The organism is Enterobacter sp. C4G1 (assembly GCF_052886895.1).
The window spans coordinates 1,569,365-1,594,966 of the sequence record NZ_JBQVVV010000002.1 but is presented as its reverse complement, the minus strand read 5'-3'; the positions used below and the strand labels follow the sequence as shown (position 1 = coordinate 1,594,966).

The following is a 25,602-nucleotide window of genomic DNA, read 5'->3' as shown; positions in this document are numbered from 1 at the left end:
TGGCAGGTTTTCTTCCTCTCAAACAGGTACTCAGACGTGAAAATCCTCGTTGATGAAAATATGCCTTACGCCCGTGAGCTGTTTAGCCGCCTGGGTGAGGTTAAGGCTGTCCCGGGTCGCCCAATTCCAGTCAACGAGCTGGATGATGCTGACGCGCTGATGGTGCGTTCGGTGACCAAAGTAAATGAGTCGTTACTTTCCGGCAAAGCAGTGAAATTTGTCGGGACGGCAACTGCAGGGACCGATCATGTGGATGACCAATGGCTCAGCCAGGCGGGGATTGGTTTCTCTGCCGCACCGGGCTGCAATGCCATTGCTGTAGTGGAATATGTTTTCTCCTCACTCCTGATGCTGGCCGAGCGCGATGGTTTTGCTCTGAAAGACCGCACGGTGGGAATTGTGGGGGTGGGCAACGTCGGCGGACGTCTGCAAAAGCGCCTTGAAGCGCTGGGCATCCGTACGCTGCTGTGCGACCCGCCGCGTAAAGATAAGGGTGATGAGGGGGATTTCCGCACGCTAGACGAGCTGGTCGCGCAGTGCGATGTCATCACCTTCCATACGCCTCTCTTCAAAGATGGCCCGTATAAATCGCTGCATCTGGTTGATGAAACCCTTATCCGCCGTCTGAAGCCTGGCACTATTCTGATAAATGCCTGCCGTGGCCCGGTTGTTGACAATGCGGCGCTGCTGAAATGCCTGAAAGAAGGGCAGGAACTGAGCGTCGTACTGGACGTGTGGGAGCCTGAACCGGAACTTAATGTTGAGCTGCTCAACAGGGTCGATGTGGCCACCGCGCATATTGCAGGCTATACCCTTGAAGGCAAAGCGCGTGGTACCACGCAGGTCTTTGAAGCCTATAGCGCCTTTATTGGCAAACCGCAGCAGGTCGCGCTGGATATGTTGCTGCCTGCACCGGAATTTGGTCGCATCACGCTGCATGGCCCGCTTGATGAGGCTACGCTGAAAAGACTGGTGCATTTGGTGTATGATGTGCGCCGCGATGACGCGCTGCTGCGAAAAGTCGCAGGTATTCCGGGTGAATTTGACAAGCTGCGCAAGAACTATCTTGAGCGTCGTGAATGGTCTTCCCTGTACGTAATGTGCGACGACGCAGCGGCGGCGACGCTGCTGCATCGACTGGGTTTTAACGCCACACATAACCCGGCGCGTTAATGTCTTCTTAATGCTCCCTGTCGGATACTCCGGCAGGGACGCTTTTTTATTTCTGGAGTAAACCACCATGTCTGAAGGCTGGAACATTGCCATTTTAGGTGCCACTGGCGCCGTGGGCGAAGCCCTGCTTGAAACCCTTGCTGAGCGTCAGTTCCCGGTGGGAGAGATTTACGCCCTGGCGCGTACCGACAGCGCAGGCGAACATCTGCGTTTTGCCGGTAAATCCGTCATGGTTCAGGATGCGGCCGAATTCGACTGGACGCAGGCGCAGCTGGCGTTTTTCGCAGCTGGCGTTGAAGCCACCGCGTCTTACATTGAAGACGCCACCAACTCCGGTTGCCTGGTGATTGATCTGAGCGGCCTGTTCTCAATGGAGCCTGATGTTCCGCTGGTTGTGCCTGATGTGAACCCGTTTGTTCTGGCTGACTACCGTAACCGCAATATCATTGCGGTTCCAGGTAGCCTGACCAGCCAGCTGCTTACCGCGCTGAAACCGCTGATCGACGATGGCGGCCTGTCACGTATCACCGTGACCAGCCTGCTGTCCGCGTCCGCGAACGGCAAAAAGGCCGTCGATGCGCTGGCGGGGCAGAGTGCGAAGCTGCTGAACGGCATCCCGATTGACGAAGACGATTTCTTTGGTCGTCAGCTGGCTTTCAACATGCTGCCATTGCTGCCAGACCGCGAAGGCTCAGTGCGCGAAGAACGCCGTATCGTTGATGAAACCCGCAAAATTATGCAGGACGATGGCCTGATGATCTCCGCAAACGTGGTGCAGTCACCTGTTTTCTATGGCCATGCGCAGATGGTGAGTTTTGAAGCACTGCGCCCGCTGGCGGCGGAAGAAGCGCGCGATGCGTTTGGTCGTGGTGACGATATCGCGCTGTCTGAAGAGAGCGAATTCCCGACCCAGGTTGGCGATGCCACCGGTAGCGCACACCTTTCCGTTGGCTGTGTGCGTAACGACTACGGGATGCCGGAGCAAGTTCAGTTCTGGTCCGTTGCCGATAACGTGCGCTTTGGCGGCGCGCTGATGGCGGTAAAAATTGCTGAAAAACTGGTGCAGGAGTACCTGTACTAATGTCGGAAGTGGAACAAAAGCCAGTTCATAAAATTGCCCTCGGTATCGAATACGATGGCAGTAAATACTATGGCTGGCAGCGTCAGAATGAAGTGCGCAGCGTCCAGGAAAAGCTGGAGAAAGCGCTCTCTCAGGTGGCGAATGAGCCGATCAACGTCCTGTGCGCTGGCCGCACGGATGCCGGTGTCCACGGCACCGGGCAGGTGGTTCATTTCGAAACCACCGCTGTACGTAAAGATGCCGCATGGACGCTGGGCGTAAATGCGAATTTACCTGGAGACATTGCGGTTCGTTGGGTGAAAGCTGTGCCGGATGATTTTCATGCGCGCTTCAGCGCCACCGCACGCCGCTACCGCTATGTCATCTATAACCAGCGCCTGCGTCCTGCGGTGTTAAGCCAGGGCGTGACCCATTTTTATGAACCGCTGGATGCAGAACGTATGCACCGTGCGGCGCAGTCTTTGTTAGGAGAAAATGACTTTACGTCGTTCCGTGCGGTGCAGTGTCAGTCCCGTACGCCGTGGCGTAACGTCATGCACATTAACGTCAGTCGTTATGGCGCATATGTGGTGGTAGATATCAAAGCCAATGCCTTTGTACATCATATGGTCAGGAATATTGTTGGCAGCCTGATGGAAGTGGGTGCCGGACACCAGCCGGAGAGCTGGATTGCAGAACTGCTGGCAGTTAAGGACAGAACGCTTGCGGCAGCAACGGCGAAAGCTGAAGGGCTGTATCTGGTATCAGTCGATTATCCGGAACGGTTTGACCTTCCTAAACCGCCAATGGGCCCGCTATTTTTAGCGGACTAAACAAGGTGCAATTAAGGCTTATATAATATGGACTTAATACGTTTTCTGATTGATTTCATTCTGCATATCGATGTTCACCTGGCGGAGCTGGTCGCACAATATGGCGTGTGGGTATACGCCATTCTGTTCCTGATCCTGTTCTGTGAAACCGGTCTGGTGGTTACACCTTTCCTGCCGGGAGATTCGCTGCTGTTCGTTGCCGGGGCGTTATCGGCGCTGCCAACGAATGATCTGAATGTACATATGATGGTGGCGCTGATGGTTGTCGCAGCGATTGTGGGTGATGCCCTCAACTACACCATTGGTCGGGTGTTCGGTGAGCGATTATTCAGCAACCCTGACTCGAAGATTTTCCGCCGTAGCTACTTAGACAAAACGCACGCGTTCTACGAACATCATGGCGGCAAAACTATTATCCTTGCGCGATTTGTGCCAATTGTTCGTACTTTTGCCCCCTTTGTGGCAGGAATGGGCCATATGTCCTATCGTCACTTTGCGGCGTACAACGTTGTTGGCGCACTGCTGTGGGTACTGCTGTTTACCTACGCAGGTTACCTGTTTGGTGACCTTCCGGTGGTGCAGGAAAACCTTAAGTTGCTGATTGTAGCCATTATTGTGCTCTCAATCCTGCCAGGCGTTATCGAAATTATTCGCCACAGACGCGCGGCGGCAAAACAAGCGAAGTAAATGCACATCGGCGGTTCGACCACTTTTTTATCCAAAGTTTCGGGCTGTTATGTTTTAATGTGCAACATTCATGGTCTGTTGGAGGCAAAAATGGCATTATTCGCCTCTTATAGCAAAACTGGCATCCGACCAGGTTCAGGCAGAAAGGTTATCAATGAGCTGGATTGAACGAATTAAAAGCAACATAACCCCGACTCGTAAAGCGAGTATTCCAGAAGGGGTATGGACGAAGTGTGATAGCTGCGGCCAGGTTCTGTACCGCGCGGAGCTGGAACGCAATCTTGAGGTGTGTCCTAAGTGTGACCACCACATGCGCATGTCGGCGCGTAACCGCGTGCATAGTCTGCTGGACGAAGGTTCTCTGGTAGAACTGGGTAGCGAACTCGAGCCGAAAGACGTGCTGAAGTTCCGCGATTCCAAAAAATACAAAGATCGTCTGGCCTCTGCTCAGAAAGAGACTGGCGAGAAAGACGCGCTGATCGTGATGAAAGGCACTCTGCACGAGATGCCGGTTGTTGCCGCAGCGTTTGAGTTCTCCTTTATGGGTGGCTCAATGGGCTCCGTAGTGGGGGCGCGTTTCGTTCGTGCTGTAGAGCAGGCGCTGGAAGACAACTGCCCGCTGATCTGCTTCTCCGCCTCTGGTGGCGCACGTATGCAGGAAGCGCTGATGTCCCTGATGCAGATGGCGAAAACCTCTGCTGCGCTGGCGAAAATGCAGGAACGCGGTCTGCCGTACATTTCTGTACTGACCGACCCAACCATGGGTGGCGTCTCTGCAAGCTTCGCGATGCTGGGCGATCTGAACATCGCTGAGCCAAAAGCGCTGATCGGCTTTGCGGGCCCTCGCGTTATCGAACAAACCGTACGTGAAAAACTGCCGCCTGGATTCCAGCGCAGTGAATTCCTCATCGAGAAAGGCGCTATCGACATGATCGTTCGCCGCCCGGAAATGCGCCTGAAACTGGCAAGCATTCTGGCGAAGCTGATGAATCTGCCAGCGCCTAACCCGGATGAGCCGCGCGAAGGCGTGGTCGTACCGGATCAGGAACCCGAAGCCTGATAACTGAAAAGGGCAGGGCCGGTTGGCGCTGCCCTTTTTCTTTCTAATCGTTAATGACAACCGGGCATCATGGAAAATAACAGCATTCCCCAAGCCACGTCGCCCCTGGCCGCGTGGCTTTCTTATCTGGAAAACCTGCACAGTAAAACTATTGATATGGGGCTTGAGCGCGTAAGCCAGGTCGCCGCGCGTCTGGACGTGTTAAAACCGGCACCTTTCGTGTTTACTGTTGCGGGCACTAACGGTAAAGGTACCACCTGCCGCACGCTGGAATCGATACTGATGGCCGCGGGCTTTAAGGTTGGCGTTTACAGCTCTCCGCATCTGGTGCGTTATACCGAGCGTGTGCGCGTACAAAACAGCGAATTGCCGGAATCTGCCCATACCGCCTCCTTTGCCGAAATCGAAGCCGCGCGCGGTGAGATCTCATTAACCTATTTTGAATACGGTACGCTCTCTGCATTGTGGCTGTTTAAGCAGGCACAGCTTGATGTCGTGATTCTGGAAGTTGGCCTGGGCGGGCGTCTTGATGCCACCAACATGGTGGACGCTGATGTCTCCGTGGTGACCAGTATTGCCCTGGATCATACCGACTGGCTGGGGCCGGACAGGGAAAGCATTGGCCGCGAGAAAGCCGGTATTTTCCGCGCTAACAGGCCTGCTGTAGTAGGCGAGCCGGATATGCCGCACACCATTGCTGACGTTGCGAAAGAGAAGGGCGCTGTGCTGCTGCGTCGCGGGGTTGACTGGCAGTACGAGGTGCAGGAAAACGGCTGGCGTTTCAGTGATGATCAGGGTGCGCTGGAAAACCTGCCGCTGCCGCAGGTGCCGCAGCCGAATGCGGCAACCGCACTGGCAGCGCTGCGTGCCAGTGGACTGAACGTGAGTGAACAGGCGATTCGCGATGGCATCCGGAATGCGGTTCTGCCCGGGCGTTTCCAGATTGTCAGTGAGTCACCGCGCGTGATCCTGGATGTGGCGCATAACCCTCATGCGGCAGCATATCTTGCCGGACGTCTTAAATCGTTACCAAAAACCGGGCGCGTCCTGGCGGTTATCGGTATGCTTCATGATAAAGATATCGCTGGCACGCTGGCCTGCATGGAGACTGTGGTCGATTGCTGGTATTGTGCTCCACTGGAGGGGCCACGTGGCGCCACTGCCGAACAGTTGATGGAACATCTCGGCAAAGGCGAAATCTATAAAAGCGTGGCGCTGGCCTGGGAAGCTGCGATGGCAGATGCTAACCCAGAAGATACCGTGCTGGTGTGTGGGTCGTTCCACACCGTAGCACATGTCATGGAAGTGATGGACGCGGGGAGAACCGGTGGCGAGTAAGTTTCAGAACCGTTTAACAGGAACCATTGTGCTTGTTGCGCTGGGGGTGATTATTCTCCCCGGTTTGCTCGACGGGCAGAAAAAGCATTATCAGGACGAATTCGCGGCAATCCCGCTGGTCCCTAAGCCGGGCGACCGTGACGAGCCTGATATGTCTCCTGCTGCCACTCAGGCTCTGCCTGCTCAGCCCCCGGAAGGTGCGGCTGAAGAGGTGCGGGCAGGGGATGCTGCGGCACCGTCGCTCGATCCTTCTCGTCTGGCAGTGAACACCAACAGTGAAATCGATCCTGTGCCTGTTCCGGTTGAGCAGCCTAAGCCTGTTGAAAAACCGAAACCTGTCGAGAAACCACAGCCAAAACCGCAGCGTGATAAAACCACCGATCAGCTTGCGGCTGCGTCAGAAACACCGCCTCCGGCAAAACCGGCTCAGCAGGATGCTGCCCCAACCGGTAAAGCCTACGTTGTGCAGCTCGGTGCGCTAAAAAATGCCGATAAAGTCAATGAGGTAGTGGGTAAACTGCGCAGTGCGGGTTATCGGGTTTACACTTCACCTTCCACGCCTGTACAGGGTAAAATCACCCGTATTCTCGTGGGGCCGGAAGCATCTAAAGATAAGCTGAAAGGATCGCTTGGCGAACTGAAGCAAATCTCTGGTCTGAGCGGTGTGGTGATGAATTACAGCGCGAACTGATCTCCCTCTCTCCCCCTGGGGTGAGGGAAACATACGTCCGCAGAGACGTAAAAAGCCTGTGGCGTTGAACATTTTTTCAGCGCCTTTTTTATTTACGCGCGGGAAGGAAATCCCTACGCAAACGTTTTCTTTTTCTGTTAGAATTCGCCCCGAACTGGATGACAGGGCGTTTAATCGTGGGACACATATGGTCTGGATTGATTACGCCATCATTGCGGTGATTGGTTTTTCCTGTCTGGTTAGCCTGATCCGTGGCTTTGTACGTGAAGCGTTATCGCTGGTGACATGGGGTTGTGCTTTCTTTGTTGCCAGTCATTACTACACTTACCTGTCTGTCTGGTTCACGGGCTTTGAAGATGAACTGGTCCGAAATGGAATCGCCATCGCGGTATTGTTTATCGCGACGCTGTTAGTCGGCGCTATCGTGAATTACGTGATAGGTCAGCTGGTCGAGAAAACCGGTCTGTCAGGAACGGACAGGGTGCTCGGGATCTGTTTCGGGGCGTTGCGTGGCGTGCTGATTGTGGCTGCGATACTGTTCTTCCTTGATACCTTTACCGGGTTCTCAAAAAGTGAAGACTGGCAGAAGTCGCAGCTCATTCCAGAGTTCAGCTTCATCATCAGATGGTTCTTTGACTATCTGCAAAGCTCGTCGAGTTTCTTGCCCAGGGCATAAGCTCTGAGATGTGGCTTAGAGTTTGGTTTATTAGGCTATTTTACTTGCCATTTTGAACCAGGGCAGTGCTCACAATCCTCGCGTACTACGTGTACGCTCCGGTTGTTGCGCGCTGTCCGTGTTCAAACTGTCTGCGACAATTACGCCTACTAAACCAAACTCTTAACGAGGAAAAGACGAATGTGCGGTATTGTCGGTATCGCCGGTTTCATGCCGGTAAACCAGTCTATTTATGACGCATTATCGGTGCTTCAGCACCGTGGACAGGATGCAGCAGGCATCATCACCATTGATGCAAACAACTGCTTCCGTTTACGTAAAGCAAACGGCCTGGTAAACGATGTGTTTGAAGCCCGCCATATGCAGCGCCTGCAAGGTAATATGGGGATTGGTCACGTTCGTTATCCTACTGCTGGCAGTTCCAGCGCCTCTGAGGCTCAGCCTTTCTACGTTAACTCTCCATACGGCATCACGCTTGCCCACAACGGCAACCTGACCAACGCCCATGAGCTGCGTAAAAAGCTGTTCGAAGAGAAACGTCGCCACATTAACACGACTTCTGATTCTGAAATCCTGCTCAATATCTTCGCCAGTGAGCTGGATAACTTCCGCCATTATCCGCTGGAAGCAGACAACATCTTTGCCGCCGTTGCCGCGACTAACCGCCAGATCCGTGGCGCGTATGCTTGTGTGGCGATGATTATCGGTCACGGAATGGTTGCCTTCCGCGATCCAAACGGTATCCGTCCGCTGGTGCTCGGCAAGCGCGATCTTGGCGATGGCCGTACTGAATATATGGTTGCCTCTGAAAGCGTAGCGCTGGATACCCTGGGCTTTGAGTTCCTGCGTGACGTCGCACCAGGCGAAGCGGTTTACATCACTGAGAAGGGCCAGCTGTTTACCCGTCAGTGTGCCGACAACCCGGTCAGCAACCCATGCCTGTTCGAATACGTCTACTTCGCCCGTCCTGACTCCTTCATCGATAAGATTTCTGTGTACAGCGCACGCGTGAACATGGGCACCAAACTGGGTGAGAAGATTGCCCGCGAGTGGGACGATCTTGATATCGACGTGGTTATCCCAATCCCGGAAACTTCCTGCGATATCGCACTGGAAATCGCCCGCATTCTGGATAAGCCATACCGTCAGGGTTTTGTGAAAAACCGTTACGTTGGCCGTACCTTTATCATGCCGGGCCAGCAGCTGCGCCGTAAATCCGTGCGCCGTAAGCTGAACGCCAACCGTGCTGAGTTCCGTGACAAGAACGTGCTGCTGGTGGATGACTCCATCGTGCGTGGTACGACGTCTGAGCAGATTATCGAGATGGCGCGTGAAGCTGGTGCGAAGAAAGTGTACCTGGCCTCTGCAGCACCGGAAATCCGCTTCCCGAACGTGTATGGCATCGATATGCCAACCGCCAATGAGCTGATTGCTCACGGTCGCGAAGTGGACGAAATTCGCCAGATAATCGGTGCCGACGGCCTGATCTTCCAGGACCTGACCGATCTGATCGACGCCGTACGCGCCGAGAACCCGGATATTCAGCAGTTCGAATGCTCCGTATTCAATGGTATCTACGTAACTAAAGACGTTGACCAGCAGTACCTTGACTACCTTGACTCGCTGCGCAACGACGATGCGAAAGCCGTCCAGCTGCAAAACGATCTCGAAAGCTTAGAGATGCACAACGAAGGTTGATAAACCTGAAGGGCGGCGCTGATGCCGCCCTTCGATTTTTTAACGGCCTTCATTCACCCAGATCCGCATTTCTCCTTCTCCTCTGTTCGCCCAGCTAAACCATGGGATAAACGTCAGCGTCTGCATTTCCACCGCCGTCTGGCGAGTATCAAAGCTGTACAGCGGTTTTTCTTCCTGCGCTGTCAGAACACGTAATCCTTCCGCTTGCAGCAACACTTTTCCTTTCAGCACGCCCGTGCCCGGTTTCTCGCGAAACGCGCTCGCTTCCGGCAGGGTGAGGTTATGCAATTCTGCGCCGTTATCCGCCTCTTCCAGGCAGTAGACCAACGGCCCACGCTGAATTGCCACTTTACCAGCAGCATGACGTACCAGCGGGTTGGCGTAGACGCGACGAATGGTCATTGGCAGATGAAGCGTAATGACGTCACCTTCTCGCCATGTGCGGTGCAGGTGCAGATAGCCTTTGATGTTTTTACCCTGGTCCGCTTCACCGTTGACCAGAACCTGCGGGGTTGCACACCATTCTGGCAGGCGCAGCGCCAGCGTATGCTCCACGGCCCCGGGATGGGTAAAGCGAATTGTCACGTCTTCATCCCACGGGTAGTTGCCCTCAATAATGAGCGCCAGCGTCTGATTATTTACCGTAAATTGCGCCTCGCTACCGGCATAGAAGTTGATGAACAGCGCATCCGGGCGAGGGGTGTAAATGTAATGGCCGATTGCCACTAACGTGCGGGCGATATTGGGCGGGCAACAGGCGCATCCGAACCAGCGCTGGCGAACCGGTTTGATATGGTCATAAATGTGGTTATGGGGAATGCTTTTCGGGTAGGTTTCCAGCGGGTTAACGTAAAAGAAGTGCTTACCGTCCAGGGCCATGCCGCCCAGCACCGTATTGTAGAATGCCCGCTCCATGACATCGGCATAGTGTGCATCGCCTTCCATTTCCAGCATCCGGCGGGCAAACATCATTAGGCCGATTGAGGCACAGCTTTCGCCGTAAGCGGTGTCGTTTGGCAGGTCGTAGTCACTGGTAAACGCTTCCCCGATCCCCTGTGAACCGATACCGCCGGTGATATACATCCGCCGCTGGACCATATTGTTCCAGATGCGCAGGCAGCTCTGACGCTTCTCTTCATCGTGCGTCATGCGCGCGATATGCGCGAGGCCTGCCATCAGGTACACCGAACGCACCGCGTGGCCTACAGCTTCATGTTGTTCGCTGAGCGGCTTATGCGCGTGGGTATAGGTTTTGTCTTTGATCATCCCCGGCCAGGCATCGCCCCAGCCGACCCAGTGGCGAGTGCCGCCGCGTTTTTCAAACTCAATATCGTAATAGTGCGGCTGCTGACCGCGCTCTTCGACGAAGAAACGGGCCAGTGCCTGATAGCGCGGTTCGCGGGTAATTTCATACAAGCGCATCAGCGCCAGTTCGATTTCCGGGTGGCCTGGATAACCGCGAAGATGACCGGGACCCGGGCCGAACACCGAGTCGATGTGATCGGCAAAACGGCAGGCGATTTCGAGCAGGCGGCCCTTGCCGGTGGCGTTAAAGAACGCGACCGCCGCTTCGAACAGATGCCCGGCACAGTAAAGTTCGTGGCATTCGGCCAGGTTGGTCCAGCGCTGACCTGGCTCCTTCACGGTATACCAGGTGTTCAGATAGCCATCTTCGCACTGGGCCTGTGCCAGCAGTTCAATTACCTCATCGGCGGTTTTTTCAAGCTGTGGATCTGGCTTCTGGCGTAAAGACCAGGCAACCGCTTCAAGCCATTTGGTGACGTCACTGTCCTGAAAGACCATGCCGTAAAACTCACCGTGCTCCAGCCCGGCGGCGATACGGTAGTTGGCCAGCGCGTGGCTGGGCTCCGCCTCTGGGAGAGCGTCATTAAGGGCTTCCCACTGATAAGGGATCACGACGTCGCGGATGAGGCGTTGATATTCCCCTAAAAACGGGTCGGTAACGGTGATTCGATTCAGATCGGCTTCAATCACATCAGACTGCATCATGTTTACCTCAGGAAATGTGTGAATGTCGTTGGTGAAGATCGGTTGAAATACGTTTCATCATTGGGCCGTTGAGGCGGCACTTCAGCAGGCACATGGCCAGCACAAAGTGGAACAGCGCCGGAACCAGGCTTTGCAGCAGGGTGATGCCGTGAACGGAGGCCGGGGTCTGATTACCAAGACCTGGCTGATAGGCCACCATAATCAGGATCAGGCTGATGATGCCGCCGGAAGAGGCCCAGGAGAGCTTGATGAAAAAGAGGTTGAAGGCGAAGTTCATCCCGGAGGAGCGCACGCCCGTTTTCCATTCACCGTAGTCATCCGCGAAGGCCATAATTGAGAAGTGCAGCGGCAGGGTGAAGCCCTGGATCACGCTGTTAATGGCAATGCACACTAGCCACAGTGTCTGGTATTGCGGCCCGATTGGGAGGAAGTACATGCCAATCCCGAATGCGACCAGCACCAGGTTAGTCCAGAAATACAGATGCACCATATCCACGTGGCGGGAGAGCGGGTTAACAATAACCGCACCGGCAATCCCGGCCACGGTGAGGATCCCAAAGAACAGCGACATATATCCCGCGCTTCCCTGGAGGACGTAGGAGATAAAATACATATACCCGCCGCCGCGAATGCACAGGATGTTGACCAGCAGGAAAGACATCACCAGCATCATCAGCAGTTGATCGTTTTTACGCAGCCCCTGTAAATGCTCGCGCAGGGTAAAATTGCCTGCCAGCGACAGCGGCACGCGTTCCTTCACCCAGATGAAGCACAGCAAAAACATCACGACCCCAATGGTGCATAATACGGTCACACCGTACTGATACCCTTTTGCCAGATTGCCCTGGCCGAAGTACTCCACCATCCAGGGTAGGCCGACCGCCACCAGAAAACCGGCAATGCCGCTCAACACAAAGCGCCATGACTGGCAGGACATCACCTGGTCGTGGCGGTTGGTAATCGTATTAATCAGCGCGCAGTAAGGTACGTTATTGGCGGTGTAACCAATGGAGAGCAGGAAATAGGTACCAAATGCCCAGGCGATTTTTGCGTTCGGACCCATATCCGGCACGGTAAAGGTCAGAATACCGATTACGCCAAGCGGTACGGCAGTCCACAGTTGCCAGGGGCGAAAACGGCCCCAGCGGCTGCGGGTGCGGTCGGCGATAATGCCCATCACCGGGTCGGAGATGGCATCGAAAATACGCAGTACAAAGAACATAGCCCCAACAATCGCCGGGCTAAGACCAAACACGTCCGTATAGAAAAAAAGTAAAAAACCGCTGATCAAATCAGAGATACAGTGCCCGCCTGCATCCCCTAATCCGTAGCCAATTTTTTCGCGGGTAGAGAGGGTTTCTCCCGCATCAACAACGCTTGGTACATCACTATCCAGATCATCGACAGTAGCCATAACTCATCCCATATGCAGTAGCAGTTAGCGATCGTTTAGCAAGCCATTACGACATTTCTCTGACTTTTTTACGTAAAAATAAACGCAGGTGAGCATAGATCTGGCATGGAGTTTCGGTATATGGCGTTGTGTATTCGATGTGAAATCGATCGTAATTTTTACTAAAAATAAATTATTTATAGTGATACTCATCACTCAATGGTGCAGGGGAGCGATTTGGCGTGGGGTTTTGTTGCAGGAGTGAGTAATATGTATTGAGTGAAAGGCGAAGGGCGACTGAAAGGTAACACCGTAAAAAATGGTAAAAAAGACCCGAATTAAGGATATTGCTACGGCAAGCGGCGTGTCGATTGCGGCGGTATCGCGTGCCCTGAAAGGGCAGCCAGGTCTGAGTGAGGAGACTCGCCAGCGTATCCTGTTCATTGCCGAAGCTGAAGGTTACGACTTCAGTCGTTTACGTAATGGGCGAATTAAGCGCCTGCTGTTTTTACTCCATAAACAGCACAATATTGCCAGCGCTTTACCCTTTTATTCTTCAGTCATGCTGGGTGTTGCCGATGCGTGTCGGGAAAATGACGTCGCCATGAGCTTTCAGCCCGTCGGCCCGGAAGATTCGATCAATGAGATAGTTAACCTGCATCAGCCCGATGCGGTGATTTGCGCAGGTTATATGGAGCCCGAGGTATTACGGGAGATCCATAAAATATCGCTACCCGTGGCGCTGGTCGACCTGTGGGCGCCGGAATTCCCCTGCGTGAACCCGGATAATTTCCACGGTGGTTTTGTGGCGACCCGGCATCTTATCCAGCAGGGCAGAACACGGATTGCCTTTCTGGGGCACTCTTTACACCATTACAGCATTCGCCAGCGTGTGGAGGGCTACCAGCAGGCATTATTTGATGCCGGGCTGACTTTACCCCCTGAGTACCAGGTTGAAGTGCCACCGGTGAAAGACATTGAACAGGCGCTGGTTGACGGGATGCATCATCTTCTCGCCTTGCCTCGTCCGCCGGATGCTATCTTTGCTTATAACGACGTTGCCGCACTGGTGGCGATGCGTGTTTGTGCACGTAAGGGGCTGAATGTCCCGGAGGATATGGCGATTGTCGGTTTCGACGATATTGATGCCGCGGCCTGGGCTCATCCTCCGCTGACCACGGTGGCGATTGATAAGCGAGAGCTTGGCCGGGATGCATTTCGCCTCTTGCTGAATGAAGAGAGCGAAAGAAACTTGCTCCAGCCTGTCCGGCTTGTCATTCGTGAAAGCTCTGGCAGCGAAGCATCTCATGCGCTGTTGCGCCCGGCACGTTAATCCGGCAAAGTTTGCGTCATTATGTGGAAGAGGCAATCTTAGTGAAACGACTCATTGTAGGGATAAGCGGTGCCAGCGGCGCAATTTACGGCGTTCGTCTGTTGCAGATACTGCGTGACGTGGCAGAAGTGGAAACCCATCTGGTGATGAGCCAGGCGGCGCGTCAGACACTCTCCCTCGAAACCGATTTCTCCCTGCGCGATGTTCAGTCACTGGCTGATGTGGTTCACGATGCCCGTGATATCGCGGCCAGCATCTCTTCGGGTTCGTTTAAAACGGCGGGAATGGTGATTTTGCCCTGCTCAATTAAAACCCTCTCAGGCATTGTTAACAGCTATACCGACACGCTGGTGACGCGCGCTGCGGATGTGGTGCTGAAAGAGCGCCGCCCGCTGGTATTATGCGTACGCGAAACGCCGCTGCACCTGGGGCATCTGCGCTTAATGACCCAGGCGGCAGAGCTGGGTGCCATCATCATGCCGCCTGTGCCAGCGTTCTACCACCGGCCTCAGTCGCTGGATGATGTGATTAATCAGACGGTTAACCGCGTGCTGGATCAGTTTGATATCGACCTGCCTGAAGACCTTTTCACGCGCTGGCAAGGTGCCTGAATCTGTGCACCAGATGTGTGCATGAAAAGACAAGTTGCCCTGTTTCAGGGCAAAACTGCAACCGCGATCATATCCTCAACATTTAATTCGCTTTTTCCCTTTTTCTCTTTCCGGTTCGTTCGGCAGACCTGCTATCTTTCACCATTAAGGCAATATCGCAACGTTTTATTAACATATTTAACGTCGATTTTTTGACCAGACGGCAATGTGGCATAAGACCTGCAAGAGAAGCCTGCAACACAACACACAACACAATACATAATAAAATCACGGTACTTGAGGGTAAATGTATGAAGAAGACGGTTTTGGCTCTGTCTTTGCTCGTGGGGTTAAGTGCAGCAGCAGGTAGCTACGCAGCGCTTCCACAGACAGTACGTATCGGTACAGACGCAACCTACGCGCCATTCTCTTCCAAGGATGCGAAAGGCGATTTCGTTGGGTTTGATATCGATCTGGGAAATGAGATGTGCAAACGCATTGCGGTTAAATGCACATGGGTGGGCAGTGACTTCGACGCGCTGATCCCGTCACTGAAAGCCAAGAAAATTGACGCCATTATCTCCTCTCTTTCCATCACCGAAAAACGTCAGCAGGAGATTGCCTTCTCTGACAAGCTCTACGCCGCAGACTCTCGTCTGATTGCCGCGAAAGGCTCCCCAATCCAGCCAACCATCGACTCGCTGAAAGGTAAGCACGTGGGTGTGCTTCAGGGCTCAACCCAGGAAGGCTTCGCTAATGCGACCTGGCGTGAAAAAGGCGTGGATGTGGTGGCTTACCAGAACCAGGATCTGATTTACTCTGACCTGGCGGCAGGCCGTCTTGATGCTGCGTTCCAGGACGAAGTGGCCGCAAGCGAAGGCTTCCTGAAACAACCTGCGGGCAAAGATTATGCGTTTGCTGGCCCGTCTGTTAAAGACAAAAAATACTTTGGCGACGGCACCGGTATTGGCCTGCGTAAAGACGATACTGAGCTGAAAGCAGCGTTCGACAAAGCATTTGCCGAACTGCGTAAAGACGGTACCTACGACAAACTGGCGAAGAAATACTTCGACTTCAACGTATACGGCGACTAATCGCTGCTGGCGGGAATGCACCATGGCAGGGGGCTGTCGTGGTGCTTTACGGGTGTTGGTGAACCATTATGGTGCATTTGCGGTCAGTAAATGGCCTGTTAATGCATACTTAAGCACTCATGATGCAAAAAATCCCACCGGTGGGGCATTATCTTTTGCCTTGCGGAGGGGATTAATGGCACATTAAGGCCACCCCGTCGTAGTAAAAAATCCCGTAAGAATCCAGTCTGTTGAGGATAGATATGAAAAAACTGATATTGTCACTTTCTCTGGTGTTGGCCGTTTCCAGCACAACCGCGGCTTTCGCTGCCATTCCGCAAAAAATTCGTATTGGTACTGATCCAACCTATGCCCCGTTCGAATCGAAGAATGCGAAAGGGGAACTGATCGGTTTTGACATCGATCTGGCCAACGAACTGTGCAAACGTATCAAAGCGCAATGTACCTATGTTGAAAACCCACTGGATGCGCTGATCCCATCGCTGAAAGCGAAAAAAATCGACGTGATTATGTCCTCTCTCTCTATCACCGAAAAACGTCAGCAGGAAATTGCCTTCACGGACAAACTCTACGCTGCGGATTCTCGCCTGGTGGTGGCAAAAGCTTCTGATATCCAGCCAACGATTGAATCACTGAAAGGCAAACGCGTGGGCGTGTTGCAGGGGACCACTCAGGAAACCTACGGCAACGAACACTGGGCGCCAAAAGGGATTGAAATTGTCTCTTATCAGGGCCAGGAAAATATCTACGCTGACCTGACGGCTGGCCGTATTGATGCCGCATTCCAGGATGAAGTCGCCGCAAGCGAAGGCTTCCTGAAACAGCCTGTGGGTAAAGATTACAAGTTCGGTGGTCCGTCCATTAAGGATGTGAAACTCTTTGGTGTGGGTACCGGTATGGGCCTGCGCAAAGAAGACAACGAACTGCGTGAAGCACTGAACAAAGCGTTTGCAGAAATGCGTGCTGACGGTACTTACGAAAAACTGGCGAAAAAATACTTTGATTTCAACGTGTACGGCGGCTAATCCCCCCGTCATATAACGTGCGCCCCCTCCTGACATGGGAGGGGAAAAGACACGGTTTCACTACTCACGATACGACAGGGCACGCGGTATGCTGTACGGATTTTCTGGCGTTATTTTACAAGGCGCGCTGGTCACCCTTGAGCTGGCTATCAGCTCCGTGGTGCTGGCGGTGCTGATAGGCCTGGCGGGTGCAGGGGCAAAGCTTTCAGCAAACAGACCTCTGGCGCTGCTGTTTGAAGGCTATACCACGCTGATTCGCGGTGTTCCTGATCTGGTGTTGATGTTGCTGATTTTTTACGGCCTCCAGATTGCGCTGAACAGCCTGACAGACGCCATCGGCATGGAGCAAATTGATATCGACCCAATGGTGGCCGGTATTATTACCCTCGGCTTTATTTACGGTGCGTACTTCACGGAAACCTTCCGCGGTGCTTACATGGCTGTGCCGAAAGGGCACATTGAAGCAGCGACCGCGTTTGGTTTTACCTCCTCACAAACATTTCGCCGGATCATGTTCCCGGCCATGATGCGCTACGCGTTGCCGGGCATCGGTAACAACTGGCAGGTTATCCTCAAGGCGACCGCGCTGGTTTCTCTGCTCGGCCTGGAAGACGTGGTTAAAGCGACGCAGCTTGCGGGTAAGAGTACCTGGGAGCCGTTCTACTTTGCTGTGGTATGTGGCGTTATCTATCTGGTCTTTACGACCGTCTCCAATGGTGTGCTGCTTCTGCTCGAACGTCGCTACTCCGTGGGTGTGAAGAGGGCTGACCTGTGATTGAGATTATTCAGGAATACTGGAAATCGCTGCTGTGGACAGATGGCTATCGCTTCACCGGTGTGGCGATAACCCTGTGGCTGCTGATTTCGTCGGTGGCGATGGGCGGCATTCTGGCGATCTTTATGGCCATTGGCCGCGTGTCGAATAACAAATTTATTCGTTTCCCTATCTGGCTGTTTACCTATGTTTTTCGCGGCACGCCGCTGTACGTGCAACTGCTGGTGTTCTACTCAGGTATGTACACCCTGGAGATAGTAAAAGGCACTGAAATGCTGAATGCCTTCTTCCGTAGCGGTCTGAACTGTACGGTGCTGGCCTTAACGCTGAATACCTGTGCCTATACCACCGAGATTTTTGCCGGTGCTATTCGCTCGGTGCCGTACGGTGAAATTGAAGCCGCGCGCGCCTACGGGTTCTCTTCCGTGAAGCTTTACCGTTGCATTATTTTGCCATCGGCACTGCGTATCGCACTGCCGGCATACAGCAACGAAGTGATTTTGATGCTGCACTCTACCGCGCTGGCGTTTACTGCCACTGTGCCGGATCTGCTCAAAATCGCCCGTGATATTAACTCCGCGACCTATCAGCCGTTTACCGCGTTTGGCATTGCGGCAGTACTCTATTTGATTATTTCGTATGTCCTGATTAGCCTGTTCCGCAAGGCTGAAAAACGCTGGTTGCAGCATATAAAACCTTCTTCGACGCACTGAGAATTATGATGGCTGAGAACAAACTAAACGTTATCGACTTGCACAAACGCTACGGCGAACATGAAGTGCTGAAAGGGGTGTCGCTACAGGCTAATGCGGGCGATGTGATCAGTATTATCGGCTCATCTGGCTCGGGTAAAAGTACCTTCCTGCGCTGCATTAACTTCCTCGAAAAGCCGAGCGAAGGCTCCATCGTGGTAAGCGGCCAGAACATCAACCTGGTGCGAGATAAAGACGGTCAGCTGAAAGTTGCGGATAAAAACCAGCTGCGCCTGCTGCGTACCCGCCTGACAATGGTGTTCCAGCACTTTAACCTCTGGAGCCATATGACGGTGCTGGAGAACGTGATGGAAGCGCCGGTTCAGGTGCTGGGCTTAAGCAAGCAGGAAGCACGTGAACGCGCGATTAAATACCTGGCAAAAGTGGGTATTGATGAGCGCCAGCAGATGAAGTACCCGGTGCATCTTTCCGGTGGTCAGCAGCAGCGTGTCTCTATTGCCCGCGCGCTGGCGATGGAGCCGGAAGTGCTGTTGTTCGATGAACCGACCTCTGCGCTTGACCCTGAACTGGTTGGCGAAGTACTGCGCATTATGCAGAAGCTGGCCGAAGAGGGGAAAACGATGGTGGTGGTGACGCACGAAATGGGCTTTGCCCGTAACGTGTCGAACCATGTGATTTTCCTGCATCAGGGGAAAATCGAAGAGCAAGGACACCCGGATGAGGTGTTAGCGAACCCGCAAAGCGCGCGTTTGCAACAGTTCCTGAAAGGCTCTCTGAAGTAACTGGAGTTCTCCCTCTCCCCGTGGGAGAGGGACGGGGTGAGGGCATCAGGCCGCAGTACCGCCAATTCGCCCGGTGGCGCTTCGCTTACCGGGCCTACAAAGTCTGTTGCCGTCCGGTAGATTCCAGTCGATAAACCCAGTCGTCATACCGAACCCCGTCAATCTCATACGCCTTTTCCAGCACCTGTATACGTACAAAACCCGCTTTTTCTAGTACCCGCACCGACCCGCCGTTATCCGCAAGCACGTAGGCGTTAACTGCCTTCACGCCCGTCTGGTTAAACGCGTACTCACACATCGCACAAAGCGCTTCGCTGGCGATCCCTTTTCCCTGCGCCGCGGGCACCACCGTATAACCAATATCCGCTTCTTCGCGGTTTACCGCGCTGATTTGCAGGCCAATATCACCAAGCGGGGTATCATCATCATGCATACGAATAACAAAAATATGCGGCGCGGTCAGGCGCGCAGCGAACACGCGACGCGTCTCTTTTTCCGGTGCGATGGCAGCCATATAGCGCATGATGGCGCGGTCTTCCCGCAGGGTGCGGAAAAACGCCCAGTCAGAGGGTTCGAAAGGAGCCAGGTGCAGCCGGGGTGTGGTGATAGTTGCCATAATCTACGGGTGAGAATGACCCACCACATCCCCCAGCGCCTCTTCTAAGTCGTACCAGCGAAACGCAAATCCCGCTGCTTCCAGCCGTTTTGGCAGCGCGCGCTGCCCGCCGAGCACCAGCACAGACGCTTCGCCCATTATCAGCCGGATAACCGTTGCAGGCACGCGCAATATCGCCGGGCGATGAAGCGCATGACCCAGCGCATGAGCAAACTGTTCATTACGTACCGGATATGGAGACACCATATTAAACGGCCCGCGCAGATCGTTATCCAGCAGCCAGAGTATACCGTTGACCATATCGTCGATATGGATCCAGGCAAGATACTGACGGCCATTACCGATCGGTCCGCCCAGTCCCAGCCTGAAGGGGGGGAGCATCTTCGCCAGAATGCCGCCTTTTGGCGCAAGCACCACGCCGGTTCGCAGCAGGCAAACGCGGGTGTTATCGCTCTGCGCTGCGCAGGCGATGCGTTCCCACTGGGCGCAGAGTTTATGGGTAAATTCGTTATGCGGTGGTTCCTCTTCGGTCACCACCACTTCACCCAGATCGCCGTAATAACCGGCAGCGGAGCCGGAAATAAACACGGCTGGCGGGGTATGGCTGTTGCGGAAAAGCTCAACCAGCTTTTCGGTGATGTTCCACCGGCTGCTGCACAGCAGCTGTTTTTGCTCTTCCGTCCAGCGTTTGTCGGCGATGGGTTCGCCGGCAAGGTTGATAACGGCGTCGAAGCCATCAAGATTCTGCTGTTCTGCCAGACTTTTCCAGATGTCGACCCCTGTTCCGAGCACCTGACGTGCTTTTTCCGGGCTGCGGGTGACAACGGTTATCTCGTGGTGTAACGCTTGCAGGCGAGGAATGAGATGGCTTCCAATCAGACCAGTGCCGCCAGTCAGCAGAATCTTCATACAACCTCCAGGTTTATGCCTGGCGTTGCCAGCTTAACGTCATGGAGACTGAGTCGGCGTAACGCAGGGCGTGAAGTTTATCGATCTCTACTTCAGCATAAGTGACCCAGTGATGTTCGCGTGCGATATCGAGCACATCCTGAGTTAATTTTTCCAGCAAAGAGAAGCGGTTGTTCTCAACGTACTGGATGATGCTTTTGGTAATGGTGCGATAGTTCAGCGCATCGTTGATGTCTTCGCTGGCGCGCGCTTTGTCGGCCGGGTAGTGGATAGCCACATTGATGACGATATCCTGGCGGTTGGCGATCTCTTCTTCCTTGATACCGATGAAGGTGCGTAAGCGTAAGTTTTTGATGCGAATAATAGCGTCATGTTGCGACATTGCAGGTCTTCTCCGTGTCATTATTTCCTCTATGATACATGAGGATATAACACCTGCCCAAGAGGGGCAGGTGTTTAAATCTGTTGCGCTTTTTGCAGGGCGCGCTCGGTGGCCGGGCGCGTACGGATGCGCTCGAACCAGTTATTCACCGCAGGGTAAGTGGCTAAGTCGATACGGTGCCGTTCGTGGGTGTTGATCCACGGCCAACAGGCGATGTCGGCAATACTGTAATGATCGCCTCCGAGCCAGGGTGATTTTTCCAGCCGACGATTCATCACGCCATAAAGTCTTTGTGTCTCAACCTGATAGCGCTCTATCGCGTAGGGGATCAGCTGCGGCGCGAAGGCATTAAAATGGTGATTCTGCCCCAGCATGGGCCCGAGCCCACTTGATTGCCAGAACAACCATTGCAGTGTGTGGTGGCGTTCACGCAATTCACCGCTGAGAAGCTTGCCGGTTTTCTCTGCCAGATACAGCAAAATCTCACCTGATTCAAACAGGCTAAGCGGTCTGCCGCCGTCCGCTGGTGCGTTATCAACAATGGCAGGAATTTTGTTATTGGGTGAGATAGTAAGGAAATCCGGTCTGAACTGGTCGCCCTTGCTGATATCGACACGGATGATCCGGTAATCCAGTTTCGCTTCTTCAAGAAAGAGGGTGACCTTATGACCATTCGCGGTAGGGGCATAGTAGAGGTCTATCATTCTCATCTCCTGTTATGACAAAGTGCCGGGCGATAAAAACGAGTATAGGTGCTTGTTGTAAATCGTGAGTTTTCATCAAGTGACAGGGAAGCAAAGAGATTATATGTTGAGTGAAAACCAGTCGTCGATGAGGAAATTATGAACCAACCTGCAATTGCGTTATGGTCCGATGCCGATTTCTTTTCCCCATATGTCATGAGCGTGTACGTCGCATTGGCCGAAAAAGGGCTGTCGTTTACGCTTAAAACCGTTGATTTGAACAGTGGCGCTCACCTGAAACCAGAATGGCAGGGCTACACGCTGACCCGCCGCGTGCCGGTGCTGGAAATTGACGGGTTCGAGCTCAGCGAATCGTCGGCGATTGCGGAATTCCTGGAAGAGCGGTTTGCGCCGCCGGAATGGGAACGCATCTACCCGCACGATCTCCAGAAACGAGCGCGGGCGCGTCAGATCCAGGCGTGGTTACGCAGTGACCTGGTGCCGATCCGTGTGGAACGCTCCACCGATGTTGTTTTTGCCGGGGTGAAAAAACCGCCGCTCAGTGAGGAAGGTCTTGCCAGCGCGCGTAAACTCATTGATACCGCATCATCGCTGCTGGCCCACGGTAATCCGAATCTTTTTGGTGAATGGTGTATTGCCGATGTCGACCTGGCGCTGATGCTGAACCGTCTTATTCTCAACGGCGACGAGGTTCCTCAGTTGCTGGTCGATTATGCGACATTCCAGTGGCAGCGCGCGTCAGTACAGCGCTTTGTGGCACTCTCCGCTAAGCGTGCGTGCTGATAAGCCCTGAGGCTTCAGGTATGATAGGGCAGTCTGTTTTCCTGAGGAGTGGCTGATGAAACTTATGTTTGCGTCGGATATTCACGGGTCGCTGCCCGCAACAGAGCAGGTGTTATCTCTGTTCGCACAGAGCCGGGCGCAGTGGCTGGTTATTCTGGGCGATGTGTTGAACCATGGCCCGCGCAATGCGTTACCGGAAGGGTACGCCCCGGCGCAGGTTGCTGAGAAGCTCAACACGGTTGCACAGCGCATTATTGCCGTGCGCGGTAATTGCGATAGTGAAGTTGACCAGATGCTGCTGCATTTCCCCATGACGGCACCCTGGCAGCAGGTTGTGCTGGAAAAATGCCGTCTCTTTTTGACTCACGGTCATCTTTTTAGCCCGGACAATCTCCCTGCGCTCGCCGCTGGCGATGTCCTGGTTTATGGTCATACTCATATTCCGGTGGCGGAAAAACGTGGGGAGATTTATCACTTTAACCCCGGTTCAGTGAGCATACCGAAAGGCGGATACCCGGCGAGCTACGGGTTGTTGGATGAGAATACGTTAAGCGTTATCGCACTTAATGATCAGCAAGTTATTGCGCAGGTAACGATTAATCCGTAAGTTACACCTCAACTGCAAACGCGCCGTAAGAGCGCTCAGACGAAAAGGTTTCCCGATGGTGGAGCAGAGTCATTTGGCAAGTACAGAGTGGGTAGACATTGTCAACGAAGACAATGAAGTGATCGCGCAGTCAAGCCGCGCGCAAATGCGTGCAGAGCGTCTGCGCCACCGTGCAACCTATATCGTGGTTCATGATGGTATGGGCAAAATCCTGGTACAACGTCGCACTGACACCAAAGATTTTCTCCCCGGGATGCTGGATGCCACTGCGGGCGGCGTCGTTCAGGCAGACGAAGTGTTGCTGGAGTCAGCACGTCGTGAAGCCGAAGAAGAGTTAGGTATTGCGGGCGTGCCGTTTGCCGAGCACGGTCAGTTCTATTTTGAAGACGAAAATTGCCGCGTCTGGGGCGGGCTGTTTAGCTGCGTATCCCATGGGCCATTTGCGCTTCAGGAAGAAGAAGTCAGCGAAGTGAGCTGGATGACCCCTGAAGAGATCACCGCTCGCTGTGATGAATTCACCCCAGATTCGTTAAAAGCGCTGGCGCTGTGGATGAGTCGCAACGCCAATAACGAATCCGCAAAACCCGAGAAACAGGAAGAGGCTGAATAAGCTTTAACAACTCTCTCGCAAACACAGGCTGGAGGCGATAGGTTTATGATCGCTCCAGTCTCCGTCATTAAGACGTTCCAGCAGCGCCTTTCCCGCTTCAATACCAATCTTACGATGCGGCACGGCCATTGTGGTCAGCGGCGGCTGACAAACCCGGCTCACATCGCTATCGCCAAACCCGACCACTGCAAGCTCGTCCGGCACTTTGATGCGGCGTCTCTGACATTCGTACAACGCCCCGCAGGCCATCTCGTCCGAGACGCAAACCAGCGCATCCAGCTCAGGCCAGGCCAGTAAAAACTCCGGCAGTTGCGCCGTGCCGGTGGAGAAATTAGGCGGCATGGCCGCATTAATCACCCGATTAGGCGACATATGGTGGCGCAGCATGGCTTTGTACCAACCCTGCAAATGTTGCTGGAATATCCACTGTTCCTGGTTAGCGCACAGCAGGCCTATGTTCTGGTAGCCGCGCTGGATAAGCATCTCCGTCAGCTCATACATGGCGGCCACGTTGTCGATCCCGATATTCATATCGATAGGGTCGGCACGCATTGCCCCCATTTCCATCACCGGAATTGAGGCATTCTTCAGCCAGTGGCGCACGGTATCGCTATGTTCGACGCTGAGTAAAATCGCGGCGGCAATGTTTGATGCCAGCAAGGTTTCGAGCAGTTTCTCTTCTTGTTCAAGACGATGCTGAGATTCTGCCAGCATTATCTGGTAGCCCGCGGGTTGCAGTACCTGCTGTAAACCGGCAAACATTTCTGAGCAACCTGCTTCGGAAAGGTTGGGAACAACCATTGCGATCGTCCATGAGGAGGCCGATGCCAGCGCACTGGCGGCCAGATTGGGCATATACCCCAGTTCCTGCACAGCGGCTTCAATTTTCTCACGTAGTTTATCGGAAACCTGTTCGGGTGTGCGTAACGCACGGGACACGGTCATCGTGCCCACACCAGCAAGTTGTGCAACATCGGCAAGTGTCACTTTACCGGTACTACGTCGTTTTCGGGTTAGAGACATACACCTTCCTGCTGACCAGTCGCGACTCATTTCATCCTTCGCTTCACGTGACAGGCAGTATACGCCTTAAATCCCTTTATTTTCTGTGATTTTACACATTGATTACAATTTGATAGCGCTATCACAATTCTGAATGTTAGTGATTGGTAGCGCTATCTTTGCGATCATGATCACAGTCAAGTATTCAGGTGTTGAATAAAGTTTGCTCATCTTTTGCGTAACACCGGGAGAGCAAAGTGCTCAAAAGCTGGATATATGATACAACCATCACCCTTCAGGACAGCGTAGAAAACTGGCCTCAGGCGCTGGAGCTGTGTGCAAAACCATTGCTCGACATGCAGGTGATCGCGCCAGAGTATGTGACGGCAATCGTTGAGCAGCACCATAAGCTCGGGCCGTATTATGTGCTGGCACCAGGGCTGGCTATGCCACATGCGCGGCCAGAAGAGGGGGCAAAAGGACTTGGCCTGTCATTATTAAAACTGAAACACGGAGTGTCTTTTGGTGCCGGAGAATTCGATCCCGTTGATGTGATCGTTATGCTGGCGGCCCCCGATAAGCATAGTCATATTGAAATGATATCTGCGCTGGCAGAGTTATTTTCCAGTGACGAAGATATGGCTGAATTGCATCAGGCGAATACGCTGGAGGATATTAAAAAGATTATCGACCGCTTCTGATTTAATTACTTTAAACCGATAAGTCACAACATTACGCGAAAGCGTGATGCGACGTACTCTACTCAAAAAAGGGGATAACAATGAAAATCATGGCTATTTGCGGTTCTGGCCTGGGCAGTAGTTTTATGGTCGAAATGAATATTAAAAAGGTGCTTAAAAAACTGGAAATTGACGCGGATGTCGAACACTCCGACCTTTCATCAGCCACGCCGGGTGCCGCCGATCTCTTTGTGATGGCAAAAGACATTGCGGCCAGTGCCAGCGTGCCAGAAAGCCAACTGGTGGTGATCAATAACATCATCGATATCAACGAACTCGAAACGCAACTGCGTGCCTGGTTCGCAAAACAATAAACCC

28 protein-coding genes are annotated in these 25,602 nt (G+C 53.6%); 21 read left to right on the top strand and 7 right to left on the bottom strand.

Going from position 1 to position 25,602, the window contains the following annotated elements; genetic code table 11:
* The first annotated feature begins 36 nt into the window (after positions 1 to 36).
* The 9 genes from pdxB (at position 37) to purF (ending at position 9,216) form a co-directional block, all read left to right on the top strand.
* Positions 37 to 1,173, top strand: a complete 1,137-nt coding sequence (gene pdxB, locus ACT9TW_RS21465) for a 4-phosphoerythronate dehydrogenase PdxB (protein WP_182061897.1) — start codon at positions 37 to 39, stop codon at positions 1,171 to 1,173.
* 67 nt (positions 1,174 to 1,240) lie between these two features.
* A complete protein-coding gene (locus ACT9TW_RS21460) occupies positions 1,241 to 2,254 on the top strand; it encodes an aspartate-semialdehyde dehydrogenase (RefSeq protein WP_446493638.1) in 1,014 nt (337 codons plus the stop codon).
* Entirely contained in the window at positions 2,254 to 3,066 is an 813-nt protein-coding gene (gene truA, locus ACT9TW_RS21455; RefSeq protein ID WP_315686294.1) for a tRNA pseudouridine(38-40) synthase TruA, read from the top strand. Before ACT9TW_RS21460 ends, truA begins: the two co-directional genes overlap by 1 nt.
* A 27-nt stretch (positions 3,067 to 3,093) precedes the next feature.
* Complete coding sequence (locus tag ACT9TW_RS21450) at positions 3,094 to 3,753, top strand: DedA family protein (RefSeq protein WP_446493637.1); 660 nt, start codon at positions 3,094 to 3,096, stop codon at positions 3,751 to 3,753.
* 154 nt (positions 3,754 to 3,907) lie between these two features.
* Entirely contained in the window at positions 3,908 to 4,813 is a 906-nt protein-coding gene (gene accD / locus ACT9TW_RS21445) for an acetyl-CoA carboxylase, carboxyltransferase subunit beta (RefSeq protein WP_182061894.1), read from the top strand.
* A gap of 69 nt (positions 4,814 to 4,882) precedes the next feature.
* Complete coding sequence (gene folC / locus ACT9TW_RS21440) at positions 4,883 to 6,151, top strand: bifunctional tetrahydrofolate synthase/dihydrofolate synthase (RefSeq protein WP_446493636.1); 1,269 nt, start codon at positions 4,883 to 4,885, stop codon at positions 6,149 to 6,151.
* Entirely contained in the window at positions 6,141 to 6,842 is a 702-nt protein-coding gene (gene dedD, locus ACT9TW_RS21435; RefSeq protein ID WP_182061892.1) for a cell division protein DedD, read from the top strand. The genes folC and dedD overlap by 11 nt, the downstream gene beginning before the upstream one ends.
* A 187-nt stretch (positions 6,843 to 7,029) precedes the next feature.
* Complete coding sequence (gene cvpA / locus ACT9TW_RS21430; protein ID WP_014071138.1) at positions 7,030 to 7,518, top strand: colicin V production protein; 489 nt, start codon at positions 7,030 to 7,032, stop codon at positions 7,516 to 7,518.
* A 180-nt stretch (positions 7,519 to 7,698) separates the two neighbouring features.
* Positions 7,699 to 9,216, top strand: a complete 1,518-nt coding sequence (gene purF, locus ACT9TW_RS21425; RefSeq protein WP_182061891.1) for an amidophosphoribosyltransferase — start codon at positions 7,699 to 7,701, stop codon at positions 9,214 to 9,216.
* Positions 9,217 to 9,255: 39 nt separating this feature from the next.
* Here the strand turns inward: purF and ACT9TW_RS21420 are convergent, their stop codons facing one another.
* On the bottom strand, positions 9,256 to 11,226 hold the full coding sequence (locus ACT9TW_RS21420) for a glycoside hydrolase family 127 protein (protein ID WP_446493635.1): 1,971 nt from the start codon (positions 11,224 to 11,226) through the stop codon (positions 9,256 to 9,258).
* Positions 11,227 to 11,233: 7 nt separating this feature from the next.
* A complete protein-coding gene (locus ACT9TW_RS21415) occupies positions 11,234 to 12,640 on the bottom strand; it encodes an MFS transporter (RefSeq protein ID WP_446493634.1) in 1,407 nt (468 codons plus the stop codon).
* A 298-nt stretch (positions 12,641 to 12,938) separates the two neighbouring features.
* Here ACT9TW_RS21415 and ACT9TW_RS21410 point away from each other — a divergent pair, with 298 nt between their 5' ends.
* The 7 genes from ACT9TW_RS21410 (at position 12,939) to hisP (ending at position 18,931) form a co-directional block, all read left to right on the top strand.
* Positions 12,939 to 13,952, top strand: coding sequence for a LacI family DNA-binding transcriptional regulator (locus ACT9TW_RS21410; protein WP_182061888.1), 1,014 nt, complete (start codon positions 12,939 to 12,941; stop codon positions 13,950 to 13,952).
* A 41-nt stretch (positions 13,953 to 13,993) separates the two neighbouring features.
* Positions 13,994 to 14,563 carry a UbiX family flavin prenyltransferase gene (locus tag ACT9TW_RS21405; RefSeq protein ID WP_182061887.1) on the top strand — a complete coding sequence of 190 codons (570 nt, stop codon included), beginning with the start codon at positions 13,994 to 13,996 and terminating at the stop codon, positions 14,561 to 14,563.
* Positions 14,564 to 14,853: 290 nt separating this feature from the next.
* A complete protein-coding gene (argT, locus tag ACT9TW_RS21400; protein ID WP_182061886.1) occupies positions 14,854 to 15,636 on the top strand; it encodes a lysine/arginine/ornithine ABC transporter substrate-binding protein ArgT in 783 nt (260 codons plus the stop codon).
* A 242-nt stretch (positions 15,637 to 15,878) separates the two neighbouring features.
* On the top strand, positions 15,879 to 16,661 hold the full coding sequence (gene hisJ, locus ACT9TW_RS21395; protein WP_315686288.1) for a histidine ABC transporter substrate-binding protein HisJ: 783 nt from the start codon (positions 15,879 to 15,881) through the stop codon (positions 16,659 to 16,661).
* An 88-nt stretch (positions 16,662 to 16,749) separates the two neighbouring features.
* On the top strand, positions 16,750 to 17,436 hold the full coding sequence (locus ACT9TW_RS21390) for a histidine ABC transporter permease HisQ (RefSeq protein ID WP_182061884.1): 687 nt from the start codon (positions 16,750 to 16,752) through the stop codon (positions 17,434 to 17,436).
* Positions 17,433 to 18,149 carry an ABC transporter permease gene (locus ACT9TW_RS21385; RefSeq protein ID WP_182061883.1) on the top strand — a complete coding sequence of 239 codons (717 nt, stop codon included), beginning with the start codon at positions 17,433 to 17,435 and terminating at the stop codon, positions 18,147 to 18,149. Before ACT9TW_RS21390 ends, ACT9TW_RS21385 begins: the two co-directional genes overlap by 4 nt.
* Positions 18,150 to 18,157: 8 nt before the next feature.
* Positions 18,158 to 18,931 carry a histidine ABC transporter ATP-binding protein HisP gene (gene hisP, locus ACT9TW_RS21380; RefSeq protein ID WP_182061882.1) on the top strand — a complete coding sequence of 258 codons (774 nt, stop codon included), beginning with the start codon at positions 18,158 to 18,160 and terminating at the stop codon, positions 18,929 to 18,931.
* Positions 18,932 to 19,025: 94 nt separating this feature from the next.
* On the opposite strand, the gene ACT9TW_RS21375 is transcribed toward hisP, so the two are convergent.
* The 4 genes from ACT9TW_RS21375 to yfcG form a co-directional block, all read right to left on the bottom strand.
* Positions 19,026 to 19,547 carry a GNAT family N-acetyltransferase gene (locus ACT9TW_RS21375; RefSeq protein ID WP_446493633.1) on the bottom strand — a complete coding sequence of 174 codons (522 nt, stop codon included), beginning with the start codon at positions 19,545 to 19,547 and terminating at the stop codon, positions 19,026 to 19,028.
* A gap of 3 nt (positions 19,548 to 19,550) precedes the next feature.
* On the bottom strand, positions 19,551 to 20,456 hold the full coding sequence (locus ACT9TW_RS21370) for a TIGR01777 family oxidoreductase (RefSeq protein WP_446493632.1): 906 nt from the start codon (positions 20,454 to 20,456) through the stop codon (positions 19,551 to 19,553).
* Positions 20,457 to 20,469: 13 nt separating this feature from the next.
* A complete protein-coding gene (folX, locus tag ACT9TW_RS21365) occupies positions 20,470 to 20,838 on the bottom strand; it encodes a dihydroneopterin triphosphate 2'-epimerase (RefSeq protein ID WP_182061879.1) in 369 nt (122 codons plus the stop codon).
* 74 nt (positions 20,839 to 20,912) lie between these two features.
* Complete coding sequence (gene yfcG / locus ACT9TW_RS21360) at positions 20,913 to 21,542, bottom strand: GSH-dependent disulfide bond oxidoreductase (RefSeq protein ID WP_315686282.1); 630 nt, start codon at positions 21,540 to 21,542, stop codon at positions 20,913 to 20,915.
* A 138-nt stretch (positions 21,543 to 21,680) separates the two neighbouring features.
* Here yfcG and yfcF point away from each other — a divergent pair, with 138 nt between their 5' ends.
* From yfcF to yfcD, 3 genes are read left to right on the top strand one after another with little or no spacing between them, the layout of a single operon-like run.
* Positions 21,681 to 22,325: a glutathione transferase gene (yfcF, locus tag ACT9TW_RS21355; RefSeq protein ID WP_446493631.1), complete on the top strand. Its 645-nt coding sequence runs from the start codon at positions 21,681 to 21,683 to the stop codon at positions 22,323 to 22,325.
* 55 nt (positions 22,326 to 22,380) lie between these two features.
* Positions 22,381 to 22,932, top strand: coding sequence for a phosphodiesterase (gene yfcE / locus ACT9TW_RS21350; RefSeq protein ID WP_182061876.1), 552 nt, complete (start codon positions 22,381 to 22,383; stop codon positions 22,930 to 22,932).
* Between the two features lie 55 nt (positions 22,933 to 22,987).
* Positions 22,988 to 23,542 (top strand): NUDIX hydrolase YfcD, encoded by a 555-nt coding sequence (gene yfcD / locus ACT9TW_RS21345; protein ID WP_182061875.1) that lies wholly within the window; start codon positions 22,988 to 22,990, stop codon positions 23,540 to 23,542.
* Between the two features lie 3 nt (positions 23,543 to 23,545).
* On the opposite strand, the gene ACT9TW_RS21340 is transcribed toward yfcD, so the two are convergent.
* Complete coding sequence (locus ACT9TW_RS21340) at positions 23,546 to 24,565, bottom strand: LacI family DNA-binding transcriptional regulator (RefSeq protein WP_182061874.1); 1,020 nt, start codon at positions 24,563 to 24,565, stop codon at positions 23,546 to 23,548.
* 236 nt (positions 24,566 to 24,801) lie between these two features.
* Between ACT9TW_RS21340 and ACT9TW_RS21335 the strand changes: the two genes are divergently transcribed.
* Together ACT9TW_RS21335 and ACT9TW_RS21330 are read left to right on the top strand one after the other, a co-directional pair.
* Positions 24,802 to 25,245: a PTS sugar transporter subunit IIA gene (locus ACT9TW_RS21335; RefSeq protein ID WP_315686278.1), complete on the top strand. Its 444-nt coding sequence runs from the start codon at positions 24,802 to 24,804 to the stop codon at positions 25,243 to 25,245.
* An 80-nt stretch (positions 25,246 to 25,325) separates the two neighbouring features.
* Positions 25,326 to 25,598 carry a PTS sugar transporter subunit IIB gene (locus ACT9TW_RS21330; protein WP_014071121.1) on the top strand — a complete coding sequence of 91 codons (273 nt, stop codon included), beginning with the start codon at positions 25,326 to 25,328 and terminating at the stop codon, positions 25,596 to 25,598.
* The last annotated feature ends 4 nt before the right edge of the window (positions 25,599 to 25,602 follow it).